Origin of the sequence: Janthinobacterium sp. B9-8 (genome assembly GCF_000969645.2) — a bacterium.
Taxonomy (GTDB): domain Bacteria; phylum Pseudomonadota; class Gammaproteobacteria; order Burkholderiales; family Chitinibacteraceae; genus Iodobacter.
Genome location: NZ_CP014222.1, coordinates 4,458,810 through 4,483,708, shown reverse-complemented (window position 1 = coordinate 4,483,708; position 24,899 = coordinate 4,458,810). Strand labels below are relative to the sequence as shown.

At 47.8% G+C, this 24,899-nt stretch carries 21 protein-coding genes and 1 riboswitch; of the genes, 9 read left to right on the top strand and 12 right to left on the bottom strand.

Going from position 1 to position 24,899, the window contains the following annotated elements:
- Positions 1 to 73: 73 nt before the first annotated feature.
- The 3 genes from aceA to VN23_RS20135 all read left to right on the top strand — a co-directional run bounded on the left by aceA (position 74) and on the right by VN23_RS20135 (position 4,892).
- Positions 74 to 1,354 (top strand): isocitrate lyase, encoded by a 1,281-nt coding sequence (aceA, locus tag VN23_RS20145; protein ID WP_046350477.1) that lies wholly within the window; start codon positions 74 to 76, stop codon positions 1,352 to 1,354.
- A gap of 168 nt (positions 1,355 to 1,522) precedes the next feature.
- A complete protein-coding gene (gene aceB / locus VN23_RS20140) occupies positions 1,523 to 3,109 on the top strand; it encodes a malate synthase A (protein ID WP_046350478.1) in 1,587 nt (528 codons plus the stop codon).
- Between the two features lie 322 nt (positions 3,110 to 3,431).
- Entirely contained in the window at positions 3,432 to 4,892 is a 1,461-nt protein-coding gene (locus tag VN23_RS20135) for a hypothetical protein (RefSeq protein ID WP_046350479.1), read from the top strand.
- 54 nt (positions 4,893 to 4,946) lie between these two features.
- On the opposite strand, the gene VN23_RS20130 is transcribed toward VN23_RS20135, so the two are convergent.
- On the bottom strand, positions 4,947 to 6,293 hold the full coding sequence (locus tag VN23_RS20130; RefSeq protein WP_046350480.1) for a YdgA family protein: 1,347 nt from the start codon (positions 6,291 to 6,293) through the stop codon (positions 4,947 to 4,949).
- Positions 6,294 to 6,616: 323 nt separating this feature from the next.
- Complete coding sequence (ribB, locus tag VN23_RS20120; RefSeq protein WP_046350482.1) at positions 6,617 to 7,264, bottom strand: 3,4-dihydroxy-2-butanone-4-phosphate synthase; 648 nt, start codon at positions 7,262 to 7,264, stop codon at positions 6,617 to 6,619.
- Positions 7,265 to 7,362: 98 nt separating this feature from the next.
- Positions 7,363 to 7,532, bottom strand: a riboswitch (FMN riboswitch).
- Between the two features lie 304 nt (positions 7,533 to 7,836).
- Here ribB and VN23_RS20115 point away from each other — a divergent pair.
- Positions 7,837 to 9,150: a hemolysin family protein gene (locus tag VN23_RS20115; protein WP_046350483.1), complete on the top strand. Its 1,314-nt coding sequence runs from the start codon at positions 7,837 to 7,839 to the stop codon at positions 9,148 to 9,150.
- Positions 9,151 to 9,250: 100 nt separating this feature from the next.
- Here the strand turns inward: VN23_RS20115 and lpoB are convergent, their stop codons facing one another.
- The 3 genes from lpoB to VN23_RS20100 form a co-directional block, all read right to left on the bottom strand.
- Positions 9,251 to 9,847, bottom strand: a complete 597-nt coding sequence (lpoB, locus tag VN23_RS20110; protein ID WP_046350484.1) for a penicillin-binding protein activator LpoB — start codon at positions 9,845 to 9,847, stop codon at positions 9,251 to 9,253.
- 19 nt (positions 9,848 to 9,866) lie between these two features.
- Positions 9,867 to 10,268, bottom strand: a complete 402-nt coding sequence (locus VN23_RS20105; RefSeq protein ID WP_046350485.1) for a YcfL family protein — start codon at positions 10,266 to 10,268, stop codon at positions 9,867 to 9,869.
- A gap of 214 nt (positions 10,269 to 10,482) precedes the next feature.
- Entirely contained in the window at positions 10,483 to 11,898 is a 1,416-nt protein-coding gene (locus VN23_RS20100; RefSeq protein WP_046350486.1) for a COG3014 family protein, read from the bottom strand.
- Positions 11,899 to 12,396: 498 nt separating this feature from the next.
- Between VN23_RS20100 and ahcY the strand changes: the two genes are divergently transcribed.
- Positions 12,397 to 13,794: an adenosylhomocysteinase gene (gene ahcY / locus VN23_RS20095; protein WP_442905408.1), complete on the top strand. Its 1,398-nt coding sequence runs from the start codon at positions 12,397 to 12,399 to the stop codon at positions 13,792 to 13,794.
- A 167-nt stretch (positions 13,795 to 13,961) separates the two neighbouring features.
- On the opposite strand, the gene VN23_RS20090 is transcribed toward ahcY, so the two are convergent.
- Both VN23_RS20090 and VN23_RS20085 read right to left on the bottom strand, forming a co-directional pair.
- Positions 13,962 to 14,720 (bottom strand): substrate-binding periplasmic protein, encoded by a 759-nt coding sequence (locus VN23_RS20090; protein WP_052746426.1) that lies wholly within the window; start codon positions 14,718 to 14,720, stop codon positions 13,962 to 13,964.
- A gap of 88 nt (positions 14,721 to 14,808) precedes the next feature.
- On the bottom strand, positions 14,809 to 15,705 hold the full coding sequence (locus tag VN23_RS20085) for an HTH-type transcriptional regulator ArgP (protein ID WP_046350615.1): 897 nt from the start codon (positions 15,703 to 15,705) through the stop codon (positions 14,809 to 14,811).
- Between the two features lie 161 nt (positions 15,706 to 15,866).
- Between VN23_RS20085 and VN23_RS20080 the strand changes: the two genes are divergently transcribed.
- A complete protein-coding gene (locus tag VN23_RS20080) occupies positions 15,867 to 16,490 on the top strand; it encodes a trimeric intracellular cation channel family protein (protein WP_046350488.1) in 624 nt (207 codons plus the stop codon).
- A gap of 82 nt (positions 16,491 to 16,572) precedes the next feature.
- Positions 16,573 to 17,274: a substrate-binding periplasmic protein gene (locus tag VN23_RS20075; RefSeq protein WP_046350489.1), complete on the top strand. Its 702-nt coding sequence runs from the start codon at positions 16,573 to 16,575 to the stop codon at positions 17,272 to 17,274.
- A 155-nt stretch (positions 17,275 to 17,429) separates the two neighbouring features.
- On the opposite strand, the gene VN23_RS21905 is transcribed toward VN23_RS20075, so the two are convergent.
- Complete coding sequence (locus tag VN23_RS21905) at positions 17,430 to 17,606, bottom strand: alpha/beta hydrolase family protein (protein WP_156455232.1); 177 nt, start codon at positions 17,604 to 17,606, stop codon at positions 17,430 to 17,432.
- A gap of 201 nt (positions 17,607 to 17,807) precedes the next feature.
- Between VN23_RS21905 and VN23_RS20070 the strand changes: the two genes are divergently transcribed.
- Both VN23_RS20070 and VN23_RS20065 read left to right on the top strand, forming a co-directional pair.
- Positions 17,808 to 19,187, top strand: a complete 1,380-nt coding sequence (locus VN23_RS20070) for an aminopeptidase P family protein (RefSeq protein ID WP_046350490.1) — start codon at positions 17,808 to 17,810, stop codon at positions 19,185 to 19,187.
- Positions 19,188 to 19,440: 253 nt separating this feature from the next.
- Complete coding sequence (locus tag VN23_RS20065) at positions 19,441 to 20,052, top strand: glutathione S-transferase (protein ID WP_046350491.1); 612 nt, start codon at positions 19,441 to 19,443, stop codon at positions 20,050 to 20,052.
- Positions 20,053 to 20,185: 133 nt separating this feature from the next.
- On the opposite strand, the gene grxD is transcribed toward VN23_RS20065, so the two are convergent.
- From grxD to mgtE, 4 genes are all read right to left on the bottom strand, one after another.
- Positions 20,186 to 20,503, bottom strand: coding sequence for a Grx4 family monothiol glutaredoxin (grxD, locus tag VN23_RS20060; protein ID WP_046350492.1), 318 nt, complete (start codon positions 20,501 to 20,503; stop codon positions 20,186 to 20,188).
- Between the two features lie 121 nt (positions 20,504 to 20,624).
- Positions 20,625 to 21,434, bottom strand: a complete 810-nt coding sequence (gene prmC, locus VN23_RS20055) for a peptide chain release factor N(5)-glutamine methyltransferase (protein ID WP_046350493.1) — start codon at positions 21,432 to 21,434, stop codon at positions 20,625 to 20,627.
- 210 nt (positions 21,435 to 21,644) lie between these two features.
- A complete protein-coding gene (locus tag VN23_RS20050) occupies positions 21,645 to 22,928 on the bottom strand; it encodes a voltage-gated chloride channel family protein (protein WP_046350494.1) in 1,284 nt (427 codons plus the stop codon).
- A gap of 139 nt (positions 22,929 to 23,067) precedes the next feature.
- Positions 23,068 to 24,504, bottom strand: a complete 1,437-nt coding sequence (gene mgtE, locus VN23_RS20045; protein ID WP_046350495.1) for a magnesium transporter — start codon at positions 24,502 to 24,504, stop codon at positions 23,068 to 23,070.
- Positions 24,505 to 24,899 lie beyond the last annotated feature (395 nt).

The following is a 24,899-nucleotide window of genomic DNA, read 5'->3' as shown; positions in this document are numbered from 1 at the left end:
AAATAATCCTGCAACACGACTACCACATGCTTTACTTAGACATGCAGCCCATCACCCTTCAGGGAGTATTGTTATGAGTACAAAGGATCTAAAAATCGCCGCTATCCAGCAAGACTGGGACACTAATCCACGCTGGAAAGGCATTACCCGCCCTTATACCGCTGCAGACGTTGAACGCCTGCGTGGCAATGTGCAAGTCGAACACACACTAGCCCGCCGTGGCGCAGAAAAGCTGTGGTCCTTAGTCAACGAAACCCCCTATGTGCATGCTTTAGGCGCCTTAACTGGCAACCAGGCCATGCAACAAATTAAAGCTGGTCTGAAAGCCATCTACCTTTCAGGCTGGCAAGTCGCTGCCGACGCAAACATCGCCGGTGAAATGTATCCAGACCAATCGCTTTACCCAGCGAACTCGGTTCCACTCGTTGTACGCCGCATCAATAATGCGCTGACCCGTGCCGACCAAATCAATCACGCCGAAGGCGACGACAGCATCGATTTCTTTGCGCCCATCGTAGCCGATGCAGAAGCTGGCTTTGGTGGCGTACTGAACGCACACGAGCTAATGAAATCCATGATCGAAGCAGGCGCTGCCGGTGTTCACTTTGAAGACCAGCTAGCCTCAGTTAAAAAATGCGGCCATATGGGCGGCAAAGTATTAGTGCCAACGCGCGAAGCGGTAGAAAAACTGGTTGCAGCGCGTTTTGCTGCCGACATCATGGGCGTGCCAACACTGATCGTAGCGCGCACCGATGCCGAAGCGGCTGATTTGCTGACTTCCGATGTAGACGCCAATGATCAACCCTTTTGCACAGGCGAGCGCACACCGGAAGGCTTCTATAAAACGACGCCGGGTCTGGAGCAAGCGATTAGCCGTGGCCTTGCCTATGCGCCTTATGCTGATTTGGTATGGTGTGAAACCGGCAAGCCGGATCTGGAATACGCACGTAAATTTGCGACCGCCATTCACGCTCAGTTCCCGGGCAAATTGCTAGCTTATAACTGCTCACCATCGTTTAACTGGAAGAAAAATCTGGACGACGCCACCATCGCGACGTTCCAAGCCGAGCTTGGCAAGATGGGCTACAAATTCCAGTTCATCACCCTGGCAGGTTTCCATGCGCTGAACTACGGCATGTTTAATCTTGCCCACGGCTACGCCCGCCGCGGCATGAGTGCCTTTGTTGAGCTGCAGGAAGCCGAATTCGCCGCCGCTGACCGTGGCTTTACCGCGGTGAAACATCAGCGTGAAGTGGGCACAGGCTACTTTGATGCGGTCACGCAAGTGATCCAGCAAGGCCAGTCTTCGACCACCGCGCTGAAAGGCTCGACCGAAGAAGAACAGTTCCACTAAGCCTTACAAAACGACTTCAAAAAAATCTGTAGACACAGAGGGCACAGAGACCACGGAGCACACAGAGAAAAGCAAAAAATTGCTTAACTTTTAACTCGGTTTTCTCTGTGCTCTCTGTGTACTTACTGTTCTCTGTATCTACAGAATTTTTTTACATGAGGGAACAATATGACAACCACGCTTGCAGGTATTCGAGTTCTCGGCCATATCAGCCCTGCTTTTGCCCCTATTCTTACCCCCGATGCATTGGCTTTTTTAGCCGAACTGCATCGCAGCTTTGAGCCGCGCCGCCGTGAACTGATGGCCGCCCGTATCGAACGCCAAGCCAGACTAGACGCGGGCGAAGTGCCCGATTTTCTGCCCGACACCCAACATATCCGCGATGGCAACTGGAGCATCTCTGCCCTGCCCGCCGATTTGCTCGATCGTCGCACCGAAATCACTGGCCCCGTTGAGCGCAAGATGATGATTAATGCGCTTAATTCCGGCGCTAAATCGTTTATGGCCGATTTTGAAGATTCCAATACGCCCACTTGGGAAAACCAAGTTGAAGGCCAGATCAATGTAAAAGACGCCTATCGTAAAGAGCTGTCTTTTACCTCCCCAGAAGGCAAGCAATACACATTAAATAGTGAAATTTCCACGCTGATTCTGCGCCCGCGTGGCTGGCATTTGATGGAAAAACACATTGAAGTTGACGGCGAAATCATGGCGGGCTCCTTGTTTGATTTTGGCCTTGCCGTATTTCACAATCTGAAATACCGCCTTAGCCAAGGCACATCGTGTTATTTCTATCTGCCGAAAATGGAATCGCATTTAGAAGCCCGTCTCTGGAACGATGTCTTTACTTGGGCCGAAGCCGAGCTGACCGCGCCGCACGGCTGCATCAAGGGCACGGTACTGATCGAAACCATTTTGGCCGCTTTTGAAATGGACGAAATCCTCTACGAGCTGCGCGAACACTCCGCAGGCCTGAATGCCGGTCGCTGGGATTACATCTTTAGCTGCATTAAGAAATTCCGCACCAACACCGACTTCTGCCTTGCCAATCGCAGCTTAATTACCATGACCGTGCCGTTTATGCGCGCTTATTCCCTGCTGCTGATTAAAACCTGCCACCACCGCAATGCACCTGCGATGGGTGGCATGAGCGCCGTGATTCCCATCAAAAATGATGAGGCGGCTAATGAAAAAGCCATGCAGCAGGTCCGCGCAGATAAAGAACGCGATGCGGCAGATGGCTACGATGGCGGTTGGGTGGCTCACCCCGGCTTAGTTGCCATCGCACAAGCCGCTTGGGACCCCATTCTTGGCGACAAGCCCAATCAAATTAACAAGCAACGCCCGGATGTCAGCGTGGCAGGCAAGGATCTGCTGAATTTCCAACCTGAAGCGCCGATTACCGAGGCCGGTTTACGTGGCAATATCAGCGTGGGCGTGCAATATTTAGCCGCGTGGATTTCTGGCTTAGGCTGCGTACCGATTCATAATCTAATGGAAGACGCCGCCACCGCCGAAATCAGCCGCTCGCAAATCTGGCAATGGATCAGATCCCCCAAAGGCGTGCTGGACGATGGCCGTAAAGTCAGCAAAGATCTATTCCGCCAGTGGTTGCCAGAGGAAGTCGCCAAGATCCACACCACCGGCCGCTTTAGTAGCACGCTAGATGAAGCCGCAGTCATGTTTGACGAGCTCACCACCAGCGAAGAATTTGTCGAATTCCTGACCTTGCCGGGCTACGATCGTTTGAAATAAGTGGTTTGTCTCATAAAGAACGCAGTTTCGTAGTTTCATAGGGTGTGCAAGTCGCTTTTCTTGCACACCACTTCTCATATATTTTGCGTCCTTATTTAATCAAATACATTCAGCTTTTATTGCTTATTCGCAAAGATCAAAAAACAATTATGACTTTAAATGGATAATAGCCTTTTTTCCAACATAACTTTACCCACATCAATCTATCCCTATTAACAAACAACTCCCCAATCTAAAAAATTGCAAGCGTTCTAACACCTTATTCATCTCTTCTTTTATTGCAGCCTATAATCTGCTATTCCACCCATAAAAGATGATCAAGATGAAAACCAAACTACTTGCACTCTGCCTGCTTGCCATCGGGGCCAGCCATGCAAAAGATATTAATAATAACTACGCGCAAACCAAGCAATATTATTCGCAATTAATCAGCGCCCCTACTCCCAATACAGCAGAGCTAGGCTTATTAATGAATATGCTGCCTAAAGGTGCTGATTTACATCACCATTATTCCGGCGCTATTTATGCTGAAACTTATCTAGAGTGGGTAGGCCGACAAAAATTTTGTATTTATAACGAAGACAATGCAGCACTTAATGCTCAAAAATTTCATATTAATACGGCCCCTAGCGAAGCCAGCAGCAAGATTTGCCTAAGCTCCGATGCAACGCGACAAAACAATGCTTTCTATCGTGAGTTACTGCAAAAATGGTCTGATAAAGATTTCAGTAATCATAGCCACGATCAACCCGCGCCCGATCAAAACTTCTTTAACACTTTCTTCTATTTTATGCCGGTTGCCAGCTATGCCATGCATGAAGGATTTCAATCTTTAAAAGAACGGGCTCAAGCAGAAAACGTACAATATCTGGAAACTATGGTCGATTTGGCCCCCAGCATTAGTAATAAAGAATTAGACCCAGTAATAAATCAGCTGGTACAAAACCCTAAAGATGCAGAAGCCATTTTTGCCCGCTATGCCGATTTTATGGCGCAAGATGCCGCCAGCCAGCAACAAATAAACGCCTATATCAAAACGATGGAAGACGCGGCTAAAGGCATTGACAGCAACGATTTTAAATTGCGTGTGCAGGCCTATGTATTACGCAATCTATCCCCATCGCTGGTCTTTAGCGCGATGTATTCTGCCTTTGCCGCCGATAAAGCCAGCAATCTAATTGTGGCCGTGAATATTGTAGGGCCAGAAAATGAACACGTTGCAATGCGCGATTATGATTTGCATATGCAGATGTTTAAATTCTTTAAAAAACGCTATCCAGATAGCAAGCTCGCCCTACACGCTGGTGAATTAGCACTCGGTATGGTGCCACCAGAAGGATTAAAAAATCATATTAATGATGCAGTGCAAATTGCAGGGGCAGATCGCATTGGCCACGGCATTGATATCACCCATGAAAAAAATGCCGATTTGCTATTGAAAAAGCTAAAAGAAAAAGACATTGCTGTAGAAGTTAATCTCACCAGTAATGAATTTATTCTTGGAGTAAAAAACGAAGCACACCCTATTCAGGTTTACCGCCGTCATGGCGTGCCCTTTGTAATCTCTAGCGATGATCCGGGCGTATCGCGCAATAATCTTAGCGGCGAATACCTACTTTACGCTAGCCGCTACAAGCCATCGTATGACGAGCTAAAAAACACCGCAATGAATAGCATCCGGTATTCATTTTTAGGCAAAGCAGAAAAAACCACCGAAATGCAAGCGCTCAAACAACGCTTTGATGAATTTGAAGCTAAAGTTGCAAAGATGATTAAGCACTAAAACTTGCTACCAAATGCGGATGAGCCATCAGGCTCATCCGCAAATCACGGTAGATTACTGAATACCAAGTAACTCAGACAATTCAACCGTTTTTCCATTCAAAACGATTTTACCGTCTTTTAATTGAATTTTAGTTTTAAGTAGTTTGCCATCGCTTTCAATCTTTCCTTCATCTACACCAAGCTGTACGGATGATTGAAACATAGCCAGAGTTGGCTCAATCGCTTCTTCTTCGGCAGATTCACGGATCATTCTTTCGGCAAAAGCATTGGGCAATTGCAAGGCCAGCATGGCATTGATCTTATTAATCAGCAGGCCGGGGTTGGCTAAATCTTCCGGCTTTAAGTCTTTGCTGGCTAAATCAATCGCCACAACACTTTCGCCTTCTGGCGTATGCAATTTAATATTTTGCTTTAGCGAAGGGTTCTTTTTCAAAACATCCATCAGTAAGGCTTGTATTGCCTTTGCGTGATCTTTATTATCAAAATTACACTGCAAAATGCCTTTTTTCCATGTCAGATCATTAAGCCCTTTAAGCGCCTTAGGATCAAGCTGATTCACATCCAGGTTCATTTCAAACTTGCCAATTTCTTTTGAATTGAATGTGATTTTATCTGCCGTGCCTTTACCAGAGAAATTAAGCAGGCCGTTGCTAAATTTAGATTCGCTATTCATCAGCAACTGGCCCATCGACACTTGCATCTCTTTTTCTTCTTTCTTGCCTGTCATACCAAAACCATCAATTTTTAATGATTCAGCACCTGCATAAATACCCTCAACCGCATTTTTATAGCTTCCCTTATAAGACACCGAGCCAATATTAAATTGGGTGGCACTGGCGTTTTCCCTTGCAATTACACCGGGTAAAGACACATCAAAATCAATATAACTAGCCGTTTTATCGTATTTAATCAGAGAATTAAACCCTTTCCAGTTTACCTTCCCTTTTTCATCATCAATGGTAAATTCAGGGCTAGAAATACGGGTTTGCAAATCACCGGATAAACTGACCTTGGTATTAATTTCCAAAGGCTCTTTGCCTTTAAATACCTTGGCAAGCTCTGCTTTTGTTTTATCGCTATAAACCAGCTTGGTATTGATTTCCATGCCAAACGGGTTGTGCTGAATGGTATTAATTAAAGTGATTTGCCCTGTTGCGCCGCGCAAAGGCGAGGCCTCACCTCCATCCTCGCAGCCCAATTGGTAAGTGACTTCTTCTGTTGAAGCCCAAAACCCCTTTTTAAAATCACGCTTCACTACCTTGATCATTTTGTAGTCTTTTAACGCATCACCTGCCTGCATCACTTTATTATCTAAAGTTGTGCCTGTGTACCACGTTGCACCTGCAAAACCAGCTCCTGCCAAAGCAGCAATCGCCAGCACTAATTTAGTTTTATTCATCAAAATCCCCAATCGTTTCATAAAAAAAGCACATTCAAGCCATTTTCTTCTTACTTTTTACAGCGTAATTTTGTCAGGTAAAAGAAATTAAAGATAGGGCATAAGCATAAAGCTTATGAAACATACTTGGCTGGCTGGCTTTGCTGGCGTCTTTTGCTTTGAGCTGATACATCAGCTGCGCGTGCCTCGCGAAGAAGCCATGATTGAGGCGATTGGGCGATGAGTACCGCCGCTTTATAGATACCACGCCAAGCGTATTTTTTAAGCGATAAGCAAGGCCGGCACCTAGCAGTCTTTGCATCGGCTGCGGGTGCCCGCCATTTTTAGCCCGCTTGCTGCAATCTGTATTCCACCAGTTCGGCAATACTGAGTACTTGCAAACCATGCTCGATGGCGTATGCCGTAATATCATCACCACGTGCCATCGTGCCATCAGGATTCATAAGCTCGCACAGCACTGCAGCGGGCTGTAATCCTGCCAACACAGCCAGATCAACCGATCCCTCAGTGTGCCCTCGGCGCGCCAGTACCCCGCCAGCCGTAGCGCGCAGCGGAAATACATGGCCGGGGCTGGCTAAATCGCCAGGCTTAGCACCGCTGGCAATAGCGGCCTTAATCGTCGTTACCCGATCGGCAGCGGATACGCCGGTGCTTACCCCTTGCCGTGCTTCAATCGACACGGTAAAGGCGGTGCTAAAACGACTTTGATTGTCTGTCACCATTGGTGGCAGCTGTAAGTGCTGCAGGGCTTCGTCGGTCAGGCAGAGGCAAACAATGCCGCTGCCATCGCGAATCATTTGCGCCATGCTTCGATCGGTGATTTTTTCTGCTGCCACGATTAAATCGGCTTCGTTTTCGCGATCGAAATCATCCATCAATAAAACAGGACGACCCTGGCGCATATCGGCCAGTGCCTGCTTAAATCGGGTAGCAAAAGGGGCAAGGGTAGGATTTAAAACTTCAGCAAACATAGAGAAACGCTCTCGCAAGATAGGTAGGCGAAAAACGGTTCAGGGGTAGGACAGCCGCAGTCACGCCGCCGATGGTAAGCCATGGCGAGTTCATTGCGACGCATCTTCTTTCATCCGGACTATCACCGTCGGCTCTGGAGTTAAACCAGATCTGCTGACCCTGACGCTTATAAATACAGCACAGGCGCTCGCGGGCTTGTTTGCTGCTGTTTTAAAAAGCCACAAACTTACCGCCGGTGGGGAGTTTCACCCCGCCCTGAAGACGTACGACACTGGATCATTTATCCAGGCTGCATTGTCAGCCTTTAAACGTCTATTTGTCTACGACTGGCGGGAAAACACTTACACTATTTCTTAATAAAATATACATATCATGCAAGCAGAACTGGGCCGTAGCTCACTTAGAGGAAACCATTTTCTTAAAACACATCACTTGATTGATGAAACCCATACAGCTTACATCGCCCGGGCAATATGATTGTTTTATGCAGACCTTTCTACCCCCTTTGTCTTCAAAGAAGCTTCATAGCAGGCTGGCGAGCTGCTAAGCTAGCGGCAGGAGATTTAATATTATGATGAATGGCTTACTTATTATTTTTATTCTTATTTTAATCAGTGCATTTTTCTCAGTATCAGAAATTGCGCTTGCCGCAGCGCGTAAACACAAACTGCAGCAAATGAGCGAAGACGGCGATAAACGTGCCGATCTGGTGCTCGCTTTGCAAGAGAGGCCGGGAGATTTCTTTACCGTAGTGCAAGTTGGCGTAAACGCTGTTGCTATTTTGGGCGGTATCTTAGGTGAGCCTACTTTCTCACCCGTTTTTAAAGCATTATTTATTCAGCTTGATGTGCACGTAGAAACAGCAGAAACGCTGGGTTTTCTGATGTCGTTCACCTTGGTCACAGGCTTATTTATTCAGTTTGCCGATTTAATTCCTAAAAGAATTGGTATGGCCGTACCCGAAACAACCGCTGTTAAGGTCGTTGCCCCCATTCTGTTTTGTATCTTTTTAATGCGCCCCTTGGTATTTATTTTTGATGGCATTGCCAATATGCTTTTTAACGCCTTCAATCTACCCGCAGTGCGCCGGGATGAAATTACCACTGATGATATTGTGGCGATGGCCGACGCAGGTGCAATGGCAGGCACGGTGCGCCGCAAAGAACACAATCTGATTGAAAACGTCTTTGAATTAGAAACGCGCACCGTCACATCCGTCATGACTGCACGTGAAAGCGTGATTTTCTTTTCGCTCAATGAAGCCGAAGAAACCATACGCGCCAGAATGCTGGCCGACCCGCATTCTAAATTTTTATTATGTGAAAATAGCATCGATAGCGTATTTGCCTATATCGACGCTAAAGATATTTTGCAATTAGTGCTTAAAGGCGGTGAAATTAATTTGCTGGAAGGCTTAAAGCAATACGGCAATCGAAAATTGCTTACTATTCCAGATACACTTTCTTTATCTGAAGTACTAGAACAATTTAAAGAAGCGCGTGAAGACTTTGCCGTTATCCTGAATGAATATGCCTTAGTGGTTGGGATTATTACGCTGAATGATGTAACCATTCAACTCATGGGCAGTATGGTTGATCCCGGTGCCGATCAGATTGTCCAGCGTGATGAAAGCTCATGGCTAGTCGATGGCGTAACCCCGATTGAAGACGTAAAAAAAGCACTCAATATCGATGAATTAAAAGATGAAGAGAATTACGAAACCATTGCTGGCTTTATGATGTATATGCTCAAACGTATTCCCAAAAAAGCCGAGCTATTGATTTTTGGTGATTATAAATTTGAAGTGGTCGATATTGATAATTTCCGGATTGACCAACTACTGGTAACCAGAATTACGCCTCAGAAAAAAGCAGATAGTGAGTAATGTAGCGTGGGCAAGGCATTAACTTGCCCACGCTTTTAATACAACAATGTATTTCATTTCAATGCACTACATGGGCATAAAAACATGCCTATCGTGCAACTTAACGCTTAGATGTTTTGCGAATCTCTTTTTCATCCTGCCACTCATCCACACCTTCTTCGATATTCTTCAAGATCAGCGTGAATTTATAAAATACATCTTTGGTACTGTCGTTCTTTTTAACAATGGAGGTAATTTCGCCAGTCAGCAGGTATTTAGCGCCCTTCATTTGCCCGACTTTTACTTTGTTTTTATATAAACCACTTTCAGTTTGACGGCGGATTTCTTCAACCTGAGCATCTAATGTGCTGCTATCGGTTACAAACTTCGCGCCGCTTTTCATCAGCTGCGTTTTCATGCTGTTGGTGATATTGCGGGTATCGATATATTCAGTGGTTTTGTTTTTAACTTCGGCCACCACAATCAAAGGGCGGCCTGCCATTGACGGATGCTGCATTAAAGAACGCGCCATCGCTTCGGAAATCATTTGCAAATCGGTAGAACCAAATTCATTCGTTACCGTTTCTACTGCCTTACTATCGCCATAAACCACATCGCCGCCACCGACCGTAGGCGATGAGCTGGAAGCGCAGCCTGTAGCCAGTAATACCGCTGCTAATACCGCGCTCAGCTTTAATGCTTGTTTCGTCGTTTTCATTGATCTATTCCTTTAATAATTACTTGGCAGCAGGTAGTGCACCTGTGTTTTCCGGGCTATTAACTTCCATTTTGAAATCCACGGCATTAGGTACGGGTGCGATGGTGTCAATAATTTGCTTTTGCAGACCAATAAACTTAAGCGGCTTCCAGACTTCTTCGCCCCCCACCACAAAGCCTGCATCATCAAACCAGCGAAAACGATAATAAAGTTGTTGATCGCCCTTATCTTGGTTTTGCATTTCAAGCTGCACCGCCAATAGGCCATTGCGTTGCGCAGTGCGCCCGCCAGTCAGCTTGATATATTTCATTTCACCCAGCTGTTCGATTCGATCAGACAAAGAAATCGGGGCCGCTTGGGCTATGGCTGAGAATCCTAAAACGGCCGCCAGTAAAACGCTACGGGCAAGATACTTTTTCATGGTTATTCCTTTATTCAAAATAGAAAACACGATGATTTATTTCTTCGCCTTTTTAGGCTTAGCTGGCTGAATCATAGCGTCTACACCCTCTGTGGCCACTGTGTCTAATACCACAGGCGCTAGATTTATTTCTTCACCTTTTTAGGCTTAACTGACTGAACAATAGCGTCTGCACTCTCTGTGGCCACTGTGTCTAATACCGCAGGCGCTAGATTTATTTCTTCGCCTTTTTAGGCTTAACTGACTGAACAATAGCGTCTGCACTCTCTGTGGCCACTGCGTCTAATACCACAGACGCTAAATCTGTCTGGCCAAAATACACCTGATTGCCCATCACCCGAATCGGCACAATCTGGTAAGGACTGCTTGCTTTAAAATCAAAGGCCTCCTGCCCCTGTAAAGTTGGCACCAGTATTTTATGCATCCCTTGCGGCAAGGTCGCCCGCACAATGGCGATCTGCGCGGGTAAGGTGCTCCAAGTGCGCTCATCCGCCTGCTCGGTAATCACACTCACTAAGCCCAGCACCAAGCTAGCGATTGCGCTGGCGTTATTGTCTCTATCGTTTAGCTGCTTTTGCGCAACGCCTTTACTCACCGCGCGAATCGTTGAACGCAAAATAATGCCCGGCATATCGTCCCGCAGCGCACGGCGGCTCATGGCATCCACGCTAGCAATAGTGCTCACGGGTAAAAAACGCCCATCCAGTTTAAGCTGCGACGGTGCAAAATCATTACCAGAGCGAATCACAGGAAAAGACATCGCCGTTAAGCCCACCCGGTAAATCGGCAAGGGCACGCTGACAGATTTACGCACTGGGGCAAGACCTGAGCTCACCACAAACAGTACCTCGCTCATACCGCGCTTACTGGCTTTGCTATCGAGCTGAGATAAGCCATCTTCTAAAACCTTGGTATTAGGCTGTAGCTCAATCGCCTTGCGGTAACCCGGCGCAGCCAGGCTTTTTTCACCCAGCGCCTCGTAAACAAAGGCCGCTAAATAATGGCTAAACGCATTTTGGTAGCTGTTTTTTAAAGCTAAAACCTCAGGATCGTCCAGCGTTTCAGTTGGATAACCTTTCAAGTCTTTAAACGTGGTTTTTACGCCCCGGTTTTTTGCTTCTGCTTCGTCTTTTTCATAAGCACGCGAGCGAAATTCCGCAATAATCGCTTCACGTTCATGCGTTTTTTTGACCTCAACCCGCGCATTACCCCAATCACCTGAGGCGGCATGATTCATAGCCAGCAAGGTGGATAGCAATACTTTTTCGTAATCGTAACCATCGTAGCGACGGGTTTTATCGTTAATTAAAAAGCTGCCCATATCGCCAAATAATTTATCTGGCGTGTTTTTAGCGGTTTCTTCCCAATCATGAATTTTGGCATCGGCTTTAAGCCAGGCGCTGCTGCTGCCAGACCAATCATTTTTTAACTGTAGTAACTGACCTTTTTCTAAAAAATACAACAGGTCTTTATCACTATTATTCGATTCCAACACCGCCAAAGCACTATCCGGCTTACCTGCGCGGGCAAAATCAATCGCTCCCTGCGACTCGGCCTGATACTGGCGCATCGATCCGCAAGCACTTAAAGCAAGGACTAAGATCAAACTGGCGCTTATTTTTAATTTCATTCCACAACCTTGGTGAATAAGCCTGAACCACAAATCAAACTTAAAACATGCCTACAGACTACTTTAAATATTGCATAAGAAATGCAACGCATTGTTTCTAATTTGCTACCAGCTGGCAATAGCTGGCTTGCTTGAATCCTACGCAATGTAAGTAAATTCTGTATTGTAAAAAAAAATCATCAGAATCTTAGCGCTATAATTAAAAGCACATTCGAGGGGCGCTGCAACCCTTAGCAGCCTGTCGGACTTAGCATCAGTCGGCTACAGAATCACCTGATCGGCCCAGATTTCACCGATTTTTTGACCAATAACTCGTTATTGGCGCTGCAAATCCGGCAAAATCTGGTCTCAACCATGCGATTTTTCTGCGACCGCCTAAGTCCGACAGACTGCTAGGGGCTAGGCTCGAATTTCTTAACTGCGCTCTCCTGTAAACCCGCGCCGGGTACGGCATGCGTGTTGGAGATGCCGGCTCGGCCACAGATAGGAATCACCACTGTGGCAAATACTGATTTTAAAGTTGCTGATCTATCTTTGGCAGATTGGGGCCGTAAAGAAATTCGCATTGCAGAAACAGAAATGCCCGGCCTGATGTCGGTGCGGACCGAGTACGCCAAAGCGCAGCCACTTAAAGGCGCTCGTATCGCGGGTTCCATCCATATGACGATCCAGACTGCCGTGCTAATTGAAGCACTGCAAGCCTTAGGTGCCGAAGTTCGCTGGGTATCGTGCAATATTTTCTCCACCCAAGACCACGCCGCAGCGGCCATTGCCGCAGCAGGCACATCTGTATTTGCCCACAAAGGCGAAACACTCGAAGAATACTGGGATTTCACCCACCGCATTTTTGATTTCCCCAATAACCAATACGCCAATATGATTCTGGACGATGGCGGTGATGCCACCATCTTGCTGCACCTTGGCGCACGCGCAGAAACAGATCTTTCGGTGATTTCAGCACCCAGCAACGAAGAAGAAATCGTGCTGTTTGCCTCAATCAAAGCCACGCTGGCAAAAGATCCTAAGTGGTACTCCACCCGCCTTTCCTATATCAAGGGCGTAACCGAAGAAACCACTACCGGTGTACACCGCCTCTACAAAATGCACAGTGAAGGCCGTCTCTCTTTCCCGGCCATTAATGTCAACGACGCCGTTACCAAATCTAAATTCGACAATCTTTACGGCTGCCGAGAGTCCTTAGTTGACGGAATTAAACGCGCCACCGACGTGATGATCGCCGGTAAGGCCGCCGTAGTACTCGGCTATGGCGATGTGGGCAAAGGCTGCGCCCAAAGCCTGCGTGGCTTGGGTGCGACCGTTTACGTCACCGAAATCGACCCGATTTGCGCGCTACAAGCCGCCATGGAAGGCTACCGCGTAGTCACTATGGATAGCATTTGCGATCAAGGCGATATTTTTGTCACCACCACCGGCAATGTGGGCGTGATTACTCACGAACATATGATCAAAATGCGCAATAACGCCATCGTCTGCAATATCGGCCACTTCGATAGCGAAATTCAGGTGGCGTCCTTACGTCAATACGAATGGGAAAACGTAAAGCCACAAGTCGATCATATTATTTTTCCAGATGGCAAACGCATCATCCTGCTGGCCGAAGGGCGCTTGGTCAATCTGGGCTGCGCCACTGGCCACCCCAGCTTTGTGATGTCCAACTCCTTCACCAATCAAGTGCTGGCGCAAATCGAGCTATTTACCAAAACCGAACAATACCCGGTGGGCGTCTACGTGCTGCCTAAACACCTCGATGAAATGGTCGCCCGATTGCACTTAAAGAAAATCGGCGCAACACTCACCGAGCTAACAGACGAGCAATCAGCCTATATCGACGTGCCAAAACAAGGGCCTTATAAACCGGCGCATTATCGGTATTGATAGTTTGAAATAAAAAACGGGAAGCTTGGGCTTCCCGTTTTGTTTCCCATCATAGGGCGCAACCCACAAATTTATTTCGCATAGAGCTTCGCAAACCAAGCTCCCCTAAACCATTGACTGTCTCAATTCCTACATTGATAAAAATCAGCATCCGCGCATTGCGCTTTTTATTTTTTTAATTCAATTTTGCTCTGACTGGCAATGATCCTTTCATAGCTACCGTCTTTTTTCATTGCTAATAAAACCTCATCAAATCGATCCCGCAGCTGGCTTAAGTTTCTTTTTTTAGAAAACGCCATAAAGCTGGGAATTGCTTGTACTTCCGGCGCAAGCTCTTTCACTTTATCTGCCACGCCTTTGCGGTTTAAAATATCCAGCGCGCCGTATTTATTGCTTACCAAAATATCAAATCGTCCTGCCAATAGTTTTTCTATATTTTGCTCGCCAGTCTGGGTGGTGTCTGGTGTTTTAATGATTTTGCTTTTAACTGCATTATCAAAAACATCACCATAACTTACTTTACTTACCACGCCAAAGCTATAATTGGCCAGTTTATATAAATCACCATCAAATTTAATCGTTGAATCTTTTAAAATAAATAATGAAACTGCCTGCGGCATCAGTACTTCTTTTGAATAATCTGCAAATAGCTCTCTTTCCGGGGTTTTATATGCTGTAAAAATGGCATCGGCCGCACCGTCTTCAATCATTTTTATTGAGCGAGTCCAAGGCATCAGGGTGATTTTTATGGGCTGTTGTAAGCGACGAAATGCTTCTTTTACGATATCAACAACAAATCCTTTAATCTCGCCATTTTCTTCATATTGATAAGGGGGATATTGCAAAGTAACCAGCTCAAGCGTTGCAGCCATAGTGGGCATAGCGCACAAGCCGATGCAGAAGAATCTGACGATATTTTTTTTCATAGACCCTCCTTAATCGCTAGCCATATATTTCCAAGCAGAGTCTGCAATATAGTGTACTTGAATTTATATAACAAACCTAAGCAGGCTGCTAACCATGCTTTACCCCGCCCAGTACCGCCCTTGCCGCATCTACAATCTGCTTTGATAACGCTTCCATGCGCGGCGATTGCACTTTCCATGAGTGCCAGAAGAGCTTTACATCGCAAGGGTATTCGGGGGCAAGATCAATTAAATCAACAATGGACTCACCCAGCAGCGGCTCAGGCACCATGCCATAGCCCAGCCCGTGGCAAATCGCGGCAAGGTGTGGCTCGGTGCCGGGTACATAATGGCAGGGATAAGCATCAGGTAGTAGGCCAAAGTGGTTTTCCAGAAAGCCCGCTTGCAGTGTGTCTTTGTGAGAATAAGCCACCACCGGAGCACGGCGGGCATCGTTGCGATTCATGCCCTGAGGAAACCAGCGCTGGCAAAAGCTTTTGCTCGCCACCAAACGATAGCGCATCACACCTAAGGCATCGGCAAAACAGCCTTTCATGGGTTTTTCCTCGCTACCAATACAGCCTATCGCCATGCCAGATTCAAGCAGGGTGTAAGTGTGATCCTGATCTTCAACGATTAAATCGATAAGCACTTCTTCCTTTACCAAAGCCTGCGCCAGCGCCGGGAAAAACCATGTCCCCAAGGTATCGGCATTCAGAGCAATGGTGAGTAAAAGCGGCGAATAACGCTCTACCGCTAAATCAGAAGCCAGATCAGCCTCCAGCTGCATCACGCGGCGCAAATATTGCAATAGGCGCTGGCCAACTAGCGTGGCACGGGCCGGACGGCTGCGCACCACCAAGGGATTGCCCAAATTACTTTCCAGCGCACGTACCCGCTGTGACACGGCCGATGCGGTGAGATGCAGGCGCACAGCTGCCTGCTCAAAGCTGCCGGTTTCAATCACCGCTCGCAGTGCCTCTGTTTGCTTGGGGTCTAAATTCACCAGCGTATCTTTCACATATTAAGAATTTTTAAGCATACCTTATTAATATTAAATTAAATTCAATATATCTAAACATCTGTAAATAATGTCACTCACTCATCATTTGCATATAAGCCCAAGCCCGCCTATCCCTGCCTCACCTCTCTCAAAAAGAACTTGAAATGCTGCTTTACACTATTTATTTAATCGCCATCACCGCAGAAGCTATGTCGGGAGCGCTAATGGGTATGCGCCGCAATATGGATTTATTCGGCATTTGTTTTATTGGCACGGTTACCGCGCTCGGTGGCGGCACGGCACGCGATGTGATGCTGGGCCACTACCCTCTGGGCTGGGTGGCACATCCGCAATATCTGCTATTTACCATTGGTGCCGCCGTTTTAACGGCTTTGATCGCCAGCCATTTGCATCATCTGCGTCGTTTATTCTTGATTGTTGATGCGCTAGGCTTGGTGGCATTCACCATTATTGGCTGCAATATCGGCATGGAAGCAGGCGTTCATCCTGGCATTGCCATCATGGCAGGCGTTGTAACTGGCGTATTTGGCGGGCTATTGCGCGATGTGCTGTGTAATCAAGTGCCCATGGTGCTTAGCCGCGAAATTTACGCCAGCGTGTCGCTCGCTACTGGCGCTTTATATATTTTGCTGCATTACTTAAAAGTAGAAACCGGCCTCGCCTCAATGATTGCTTTGCTGGCAGGCTTTAGCTTCAGGCTATTAGCAATGCATTTACGCTGGCAACTACCCGTATTGCGTGGCGAGCATATTAAGGGCTTTGACTAATATCGCTTTAAAGCAAAATCAGCACGGCGTACAGGCCATCTCTGTGCCTAAAATACCGGCATAAGCCGATGGATATTCATCAATGCCCAAGCTGCTAATTATGCTTTGCTTTTACAGCGCGCTAGCGCTGGCCGAGCCACTGAAATTAGTGACTGGTTCAGATTATGCCCCGTTTACCGATCCCTCTTTGCCAGATGGCGGGCTTGCAACCGCCTTGATCAAAAAAGTGATGGCAGAAGCCAACCAACCCTACCATTTAGAATGGCGGCCTTGGGCCAATGGCTATAGTGCCACACAAAAAGGTCTGTATATCGCAACCTTTCCCTATATCAGCACGCCAGAGCGCCGTAAATTCTTTGATTATTCCGACCCGCTCTTTGTGCTGGAAATGCGCGTCTTTGCCATGCCCGGCAGCGCTCTGGATGGCACGCAGCCCGAAACCTTAGTAGGAAAACGCTACTGCCATCCGGTAGGCTGGGGCTTTATTGGCCCAATAGAAGCCATGATTAATAAAGGCCAGCTCCGCCCCATCCGTCCCTATGATATGAGCACCTGCATACGCTTACTTGCTCAAGGCAAAGCCGATTTTATTATTACCGATCAAATTCAGGGCCAGGAAACCATTGCACATCTCAATAATTTGCCATCCATTCCTGTCTCAAGCGGCGGGGTTATAGAAAAAAGTACTCTGCACCTGATTACCCCTAAAAATAATCCCCAAGCCCAGCAATTTCTAATCCGCTTTAATAAGGCACTGCAAACGCTGCGCGATCAGCAACAATAAGCCAGCCCCGCTTCGGACGGGCTTTACTCAATCGCGTTTTACATCTCGGCTAAGCTCAACGCTTTAAATTTTTATCCAGAAATTTCTCAACCTTCTTCCAGAAATCAAGCGGATTTGATCGCAATCCAGCCACGCCCTTTATCACCGTAAAGAATTCACTCCACTCCCGGATTTTGTTGCTCCACCGCTTTACGCAATAAAGTGCCATGCTCATAAGGAACTCGCCGATTTTCTCCGCCATAGGCTAGCAGCAGGGGTTGTGTCAGTTTTTTAGCTTGTTTGAGTGATGAAGTTTGTTCCAGCTGCACCTCATCCTTAATAGGATTGCCCATCAGCTTGACCCTTATCGGGCCTATCGGGTGCTCTTGCCATCATTTCATCTTGTAAACAAAGCCTTAAACGCAAACAATTTACCCTCTAAGCCCCTTTACGGGTTTACTGGTTCATTTGCCATGCTTTAATGCCACTTCCACCCATTTACAAACGGCGCTCTTTCAACAAAGATATGCCCACACATTCAATGGAAAAACGCCATGTTTCAGCCCGAAATCTATCGTCAACGCCGTGCCACACTCTCTGCCAGCTTGCCGGATAGCCTGATTTTGCTGCTAGGCAACGTCGATTCGCCCATGAATTACTCGGATAATATTTTCCCGTTTATTCAAGACAGCAGCTTTCGCTACTACTTTGGCCTAAACGAGCCCGGCCTTGCTGGCCTGATTGATACCGCCAATGATGTGATCACGCTATTTGGTAATGAGCCAGAAGTGGCCGACATTGTTTGGACCGGCCCACAGCCCAGCTTAACTGAGCGTGCAGCCACAGCAGGCATCGCTCAAAGCCAGCCTTATGCAAAGCTAGGTGAAGCATTGGCCGCAGGCATTCGCGTGCAATATTTAGCGCCTTATCGTGGCGAAACGATTCTGGAGCTCGCCAAGTTATTAGGCTGTGATAGCTCAAAAGTAAAAGCCGGTTTTTCTACCGATTTAACGCATGCCGTTGTTGCCCAACGTGAAATCAAGGACCAGGACGAAATCGCCGAAATGGAAAAAGTGCTGGCGATTACCCGCGATGTGCATCACGCCGCAATGCGCGCTTCGCACCCTGGTGTAATCGAGCATCAAGTAGTTGGCCTGATGGAAGGCATTGTTCGCAGCTATGATTTACAGCTGGCTTACCCAAGTATTTTCTCCAGAAACGGAGAAGTGCTGCACAACCACCACCATCATCAAGTACTGCAAAAAGGTGATTTGGTACTCAACGATACCGGAGCCACCTCATCCGGCGGCTACGCCAGCGACATCACCCGCACTATTCCGGTAGGGGGCAAATTCAGCCCGCGCCAGCGCGAGTTGTATGATGCCGTGCTGGCCATGCAAACCGAAGCGATTGCCGCACTAAAACCCGGCCTGCCTTATCTGACCGCTCACAAGCTGGCTGCCAAAGTAATGGTTACAGCGATGTCCAAATTGGGCTTCTTTAAAGGTGACGCTGACGCAATTGTTGAATCCGGCGCTTACGCCATCGCCTTCCCGCACGGCCTTGGCCACCAAATTGGCCTCGATGTACATGATATGGAAAGTCTGGGTGAAAACTTGGTTGGCTACGGGACCGGGGTTGAGCGCAGCAGCTTGTTTGGCATGGGCTACTTACGCCTAGGCAAGCCATTGAAAGCCGGCATGGTGATTACCGTAGAGCCAGGCATCTACTTTATCCCCGCTCTGATCGACAGCTGGCAGGCCGAAGGACGTTATAGCGATATGATTAATTACGCCAAATTTAACGAGTACAAAGACTTTGGCGGCATCCGTATCGAAGACAATGTGCTGATCACGACCACCGGCAGCCGCATCCTAGGGCCGCATATTGCTCGCACGGCAGAGGAAGTTGAGGCGGTGATGTTGGCTGTTTAAGGAAGTAGAACACCGCATCACTTAGGGCGGGTGCAACCTGCGTATTTGTGTTTTTCACCTTTGTTGAACGCAAAAGTCTGCGGGTTACACCCGCCCTACGAAAGGCATTTTGCTTAAGTTGATAGGATTGGCTTAAGCACACTAGGTGTGCTTACCCCCTCCCACACAATCTGCGTTGTATTCAAACCACAAATCTAGTTTCAAGCCCGACAAACGGCTAAGATGAAATCCCGCCCCTAAAAATGCAGACGGCATGAAGCTAATCACCTCATATACCAGCCCTTTCGGCCGTAAAGTACGTATTGTTCTTGCCGAGAAGCGCATTGAATATCAACTGATTGAAGATAATCCCTGGTCAGCCGAAAGCAGCATCAGCACGCTCAACCCGCTAGGCAAAGTGCCGGTTCTCTTACTCGACGATGGCAGAACACTCTATGACTCGAGAGTCATTGTGGATTTTCTGGACCACAGCTCGCCCGTCGGTAAACTGATTCCCCATGACCATAGGCAAGCAGTCAATACCAAGCGCCGTGAAGCGCTGGCCGATGGAATTAGCGATGCGGCGGTGCTGATCAGGCTAGAGCGAATTCGCCCGCCTCATTTGCAATCCACTGAATGGATCACACTTCAGCAAAACAAAATAGAGCACGGCCTTGAGCATATCGCCAGTGAATTAGACGAGAAGAAATGGTGGGGAGGTGATTTATTTTCTCTAGCCGACGTGGCGCTGGGCTGCACACTAGCCTATCTTGATTTTCGCTTGCCAGAGCTGGATTGGCAGAGCCGCCACCCAAACCTCGCTAAGTTTTACAGCAAGCTGGAAGAGCGCCCCTCTTTTACCGAAACCGCTCCACCGATGATTTGAAACGGCTTTAAAAACGATGTTGTAGGGCGAGTGAAACCCGCGAGCAATACTGAAAAATGCGCGGGTTGCACCGCGCCCTACGAAAAACATTTCGCTTAAGTTGATAGGGCAGGGGAGAATCCCGCCCTAGCCCTTATTCCTCTGCAATACCTTCCAGCATTTTTTGCAGCTCACCCGTGGCAAACAGCTCTTTCATAATGTCGGAGCCACCTACAAACTCGCCCTTGATATAGAGCTGAGGAATAGTTGGCCAGTTTGCGTATTCTTTAATGCCTTGGCGAATATCAGCATCAGCCAGTACATTAACAGCAGCAAAAGACACGCCACAGTTTTTGAGCATCTGTACAGCGCCAGCAGAAAAGCCGCACTGTGGGAATGTTGGTGTGCCTTTCATATACAGCACCACTGCGTTTTCTGTCACTTGTTGGCGAATTAGGTCTTGAGTGCTCATATTGAATATCCTTTGTGATACCTGATGTATTTACTCGGGTATTGTACTTTTATGAAAAAATCGCGGCAAGTAAATCACGTAGGGTGGGAGAAACCCGCGTATTTCGCGGGTTTCTCCCACCCTACGATAGCAAGCAACGCCCGCCCGTAACTCGTTCTATACCTGATAAATCACGCCAGCTTTGTACTTCATCAAAGCCAGCCTCATCGAGCAAGGCCCGGCAAACCGCCGACTGATCCCAGCCATGTTCAAACAATAGCCAACCATTCGCACTTAATCGACTACGTGCTCCTGCAATAATGCTACGGATATGCACCAAGCCATCACCTTCGTCACTTAAGGCACTGCGCGGCTCAAAGCGTAAATCACCTTCGCTTAAATGATGATCGTTTTGCTCAATATAAGGCGGATTAGACACGATCACATCAAAGCAGGCATCACCCAAAGCCTGATACCAGTCAGATTGAAAAAAGCGAATCGCTGCATCCAACTGGCTGGCATTAGTCTGGGCAACAATTAGAGCGGCAGGGGATAAATCTACCGCGCTCACATCTAAATCCAGCCGCTCCAATTTCAAGGTAATCGGAATACAACCAGAGCCGGTTCCCAGATCAAGTACCCGCGCGCCCTCACCTGCTCGCTCTAAAACCAGCTCAACTAATAGCTCGGTATCAGGCCTAGGGATAAGCACACTTGGGTTAACTACAAAATCACGACCAAAGAATTCTCGCATGCCCACGATATACGCCACCGGCTCGCCAGCCCGTCTGCGCGCCGCCAGTGGCTTAAAAGCAGTGGCATGGGCCTCATCGACCTCATCCTGACCATGGCCAATTAACCATGCACGGTTTTTACCAGTGCAATGGCTAAACAAAACTTGTGCATCAATCTTATCCAAACCACTTTGCAGCAATAACGCCGAATAATTCATAAAGGCTTCCGTAAGACATGATGTTAATTAGTGCACAGTAGCGAAAGCTCCACCCCAGCATGAAACCCAAATCTTAAACCGCGGAGGAAAAGCAGAATACGGAGGGCCACGGAAAAAAACATAGCTTTCTCCGGGAAACTCCGTGTTCTCTGGGATCGAAGTGTTTCAATATCTGAGTTTTCGCTAGGTAACATCAGTTATTTAATTTGATCACTTTTTTAAAGCACGATAAGCCGCTATTTCACTGAGTTTAATGCCTTCAGGAACAACCCGGTATTTACCGTGCACAATGCGTTGCGAGCGATAAATTCCTGTGTGCCCAGAGAATAAATAGCTCACCACGCAGGCTAATGCTGCATAAACGCCGATTTCAGCACCAAACATTTCCATCGCCATCAGGGTAGAGGCAATCGGCGTATTGGCGGCTCCGGCGAATACCGCAACAAAACCTAGGCCGGCTAAAAAGGCAAAATTCAGATTCAAAACAGGAGCTAATACATTGCCTAAAGTCGCGCCAATATAAAATAAGGGGGTGACTTCACCGCCCTTAAAACCACTCCCCAATGAGGCCACGGTAAAAGCAAACTTCGCGGCAAAATCGTACTGAGCCATAGGATGCTGAAAGGATTCCACAATCGTGGGGATGCCCAAGCCCAGATAACGCTCTGCGCCTAAAAACCAAGCCGCCAAGGCGATTACAAGACCACCTACGAAGGGGCGTAGTGGCGGGTAATGGATGAGCTTTTTCATACCAGTGGCAAGCAGATGGGTGGCATTGGCAAAGCTACGTGCCACCACGCCAAAAATAGCGCCGGCCAGCAAGACTGCGCCCAATACCCAAAGGCTAATGGCGGGAATCGCCCCAATTAAATAATGCGTATGCTGCACACCCCACAAGATGCCGATCTGATCGGCCACCACCGCTGCAACAAGACAGGGCCAGATAGCATCGACTCGCATGCGGCCAATTGCTAGCACTTCAAAGCCAAAAATAGCGCCCGCCAAGGGAGTACCAAAAACGGAGGCAAAACCCGCGCTAATCCCCGCCATTAGGAGTAAGCGCCGGTCACCATTTTTTAACCGGAAGAGTCGGGTGAGCTGATCGGCCAGCGCCGCGCCCATTTGCACCGCCGTGCCTTCGCGCCCCACCGATGCGCCAAATAAATGCGAAACCACCGTGCCGCCTAACACCAAAGGCGCCATGCGAAGTGGAATGATTTTTTGCGGATCATTAATCTCATCAATCAGCAGATTATTGCCTGCCTCAACCTGTTTACCAAAGCGCCAATAAAACCAGCCAACCATCGCCCCCGCCAAGGGTAAACCCGCCAGTAGCCAAGGGTTAGCTAAACGTTGCGCCGTGGCCCATTCTAAAGAAAACAAAAAAAACGCCGACGCCGTACCCGCAAGAATACCAACCAGCACGGCCAGCAAGAGCCACCTGAGGATTGCCCGCAGTACGGCCAATTTTTCCTGTATTTTAGAAAGGCTCATTTACATTCCTGATATAAACGCCGTGGTGGTGCCTATCGTAGGCTGGGTGAAACCCACGTATGGTTCGGCACAGCTCGCTGATTGCACCCGCCCTACGATTGGCATTTCGTTTAAGTTGATAGGATTGGGTTTGCCTACATCACATCAAAAATATCGATGCCAACCCGAGGAAAATAAAGAATCCCATTGAATCTGTCGTGGCGGTCAGCAATACCGATGAACCATAAGCAGGATCTCGTCCTAACTTTTGCATCGTCAGCGGCACTAAAATCCCAACCAAGGCAGCCACGAGTAAATTCAGCATCATCGCCGCCATCATCACCACGCCCAGCGAAACTTGGCGATACAAGAGCCATGCAATAAAGCCCAGCACCGTGCCCCATACCAAGCCATTTAGCAGCGCAATCACCAGCTCTTTACCAATTAAACGCCCTGAATTACTGGGATTAATTTGGCCCAAGGCCAGGCCGCGAATAATCAGGGTAATGGTTTGCGTACCGGTATTGCCGCCAATGCCCGACACAATCGGCATCAATGCGGCCAGCGCCACTAAATGGGTAATGGTTTCTTCAAAAGCGCCAATCACGCGGCTGGCGATAAAGGCGGTACAAATATTTACCGCCAGCCAAGGCCAGCGGTTTTTAGCGGATTTCCACACGCTGGAAAATAGGTCTTCTTCTTTCAAACCCGCTAGCGACAAAACTTCAGCGTCGGATTCTTCACGAATCACGTCCACCATCATATCCACCGTCAGACGGCCGATCACCTTGTGATTGGAATCAACCACAGGAGCCGAGACTAAGTCATAACGCTCAAACGCCTGTGCCGCATCCCCTGCATCATCATGCCCGCGAAAAGTCACTACATCGGTGGCCATCGCGTCGTGCACCGTTAAATCAGGATCGGAAACCAGCAGATGATTGATCGCCAGCACGCCTTTAAGCATTTGCTCGTGATCAACCACAAATAATTTATCGGTGTGATTAGGCAGCTCGTCAAAGCGGCGTAAATAGCGCAGCACCACTTCTAAGGTGACATCATCTCTGATGGTCACCATTTCAAAATCCATTAAGGAGCCGACTTCATCATCGGTATAAGAGAGCGCCGATTGCAGCTGCGCCCGCTCTTCATCATCCAAGCCGCCCAATAATTCAGAACGCACTTCATTGGATAAATCCGGCACCAAATCAGCCAGCTCGTCGGCATCTAAATGCTCGGCAGCGGCGATAATTTCATAGTTTTCCATATCGGCCAGCAGCGATTCACGCACTGCATCGGATACTTCCAACAAGATCTCACCGTCATGCTCAGACTTCACCAACTCCCATACCAGCAAACGATCAAATAAAGGCAAGGCCTCTAAGATATGCGCCACGTCGGCAGGGTGCAAACTCGCCAGCTTCTTTTGCAACTCAACTAGATTCTGCTTATGCACCAGCTGCTCTACCAGCTCGTGCTTGGCCATATCCTGACGATGCACCATGTCTTCAACCAGACGATGCCTATCCAACAGGCGTACTACCTGTTGCAAGCTTTCTTGTAGGCTTTCTTGCTGTTTGCGGGTGACTATCGTCATGCCGAATTCCAAAGAGAAGGGTGTGTTAAAAGACGTGCGCGAGTTTATCACGTCAGGGCATCCGGACGTTTGGGCAAAGAGCGTATTTACGCGGCTGCTTTGCATGAAATAAAACCATTTGAACTGGCAAATCGCCCAAATCACGCCTGCCCGCCAGCGCTTGCTCTAAAGTGGCTCCACCTTGCTAAGCAAGAGACAAAAACGCCCTAAGTAACGGCAAGGTTGGTCTATTCAAAACAGAGCAAGAGCGGCGCGTCAGAAATCAAAGTATTTAATGAAATATTGATTTATATTGAAATAGCCAATAGGTTTTTTAAATACAAGCCCCTTAATGAACAACGTTTTATCTAAGAAACACCCACTTTACGGCTTAATATAAAAGCCTCTTTTTTCAA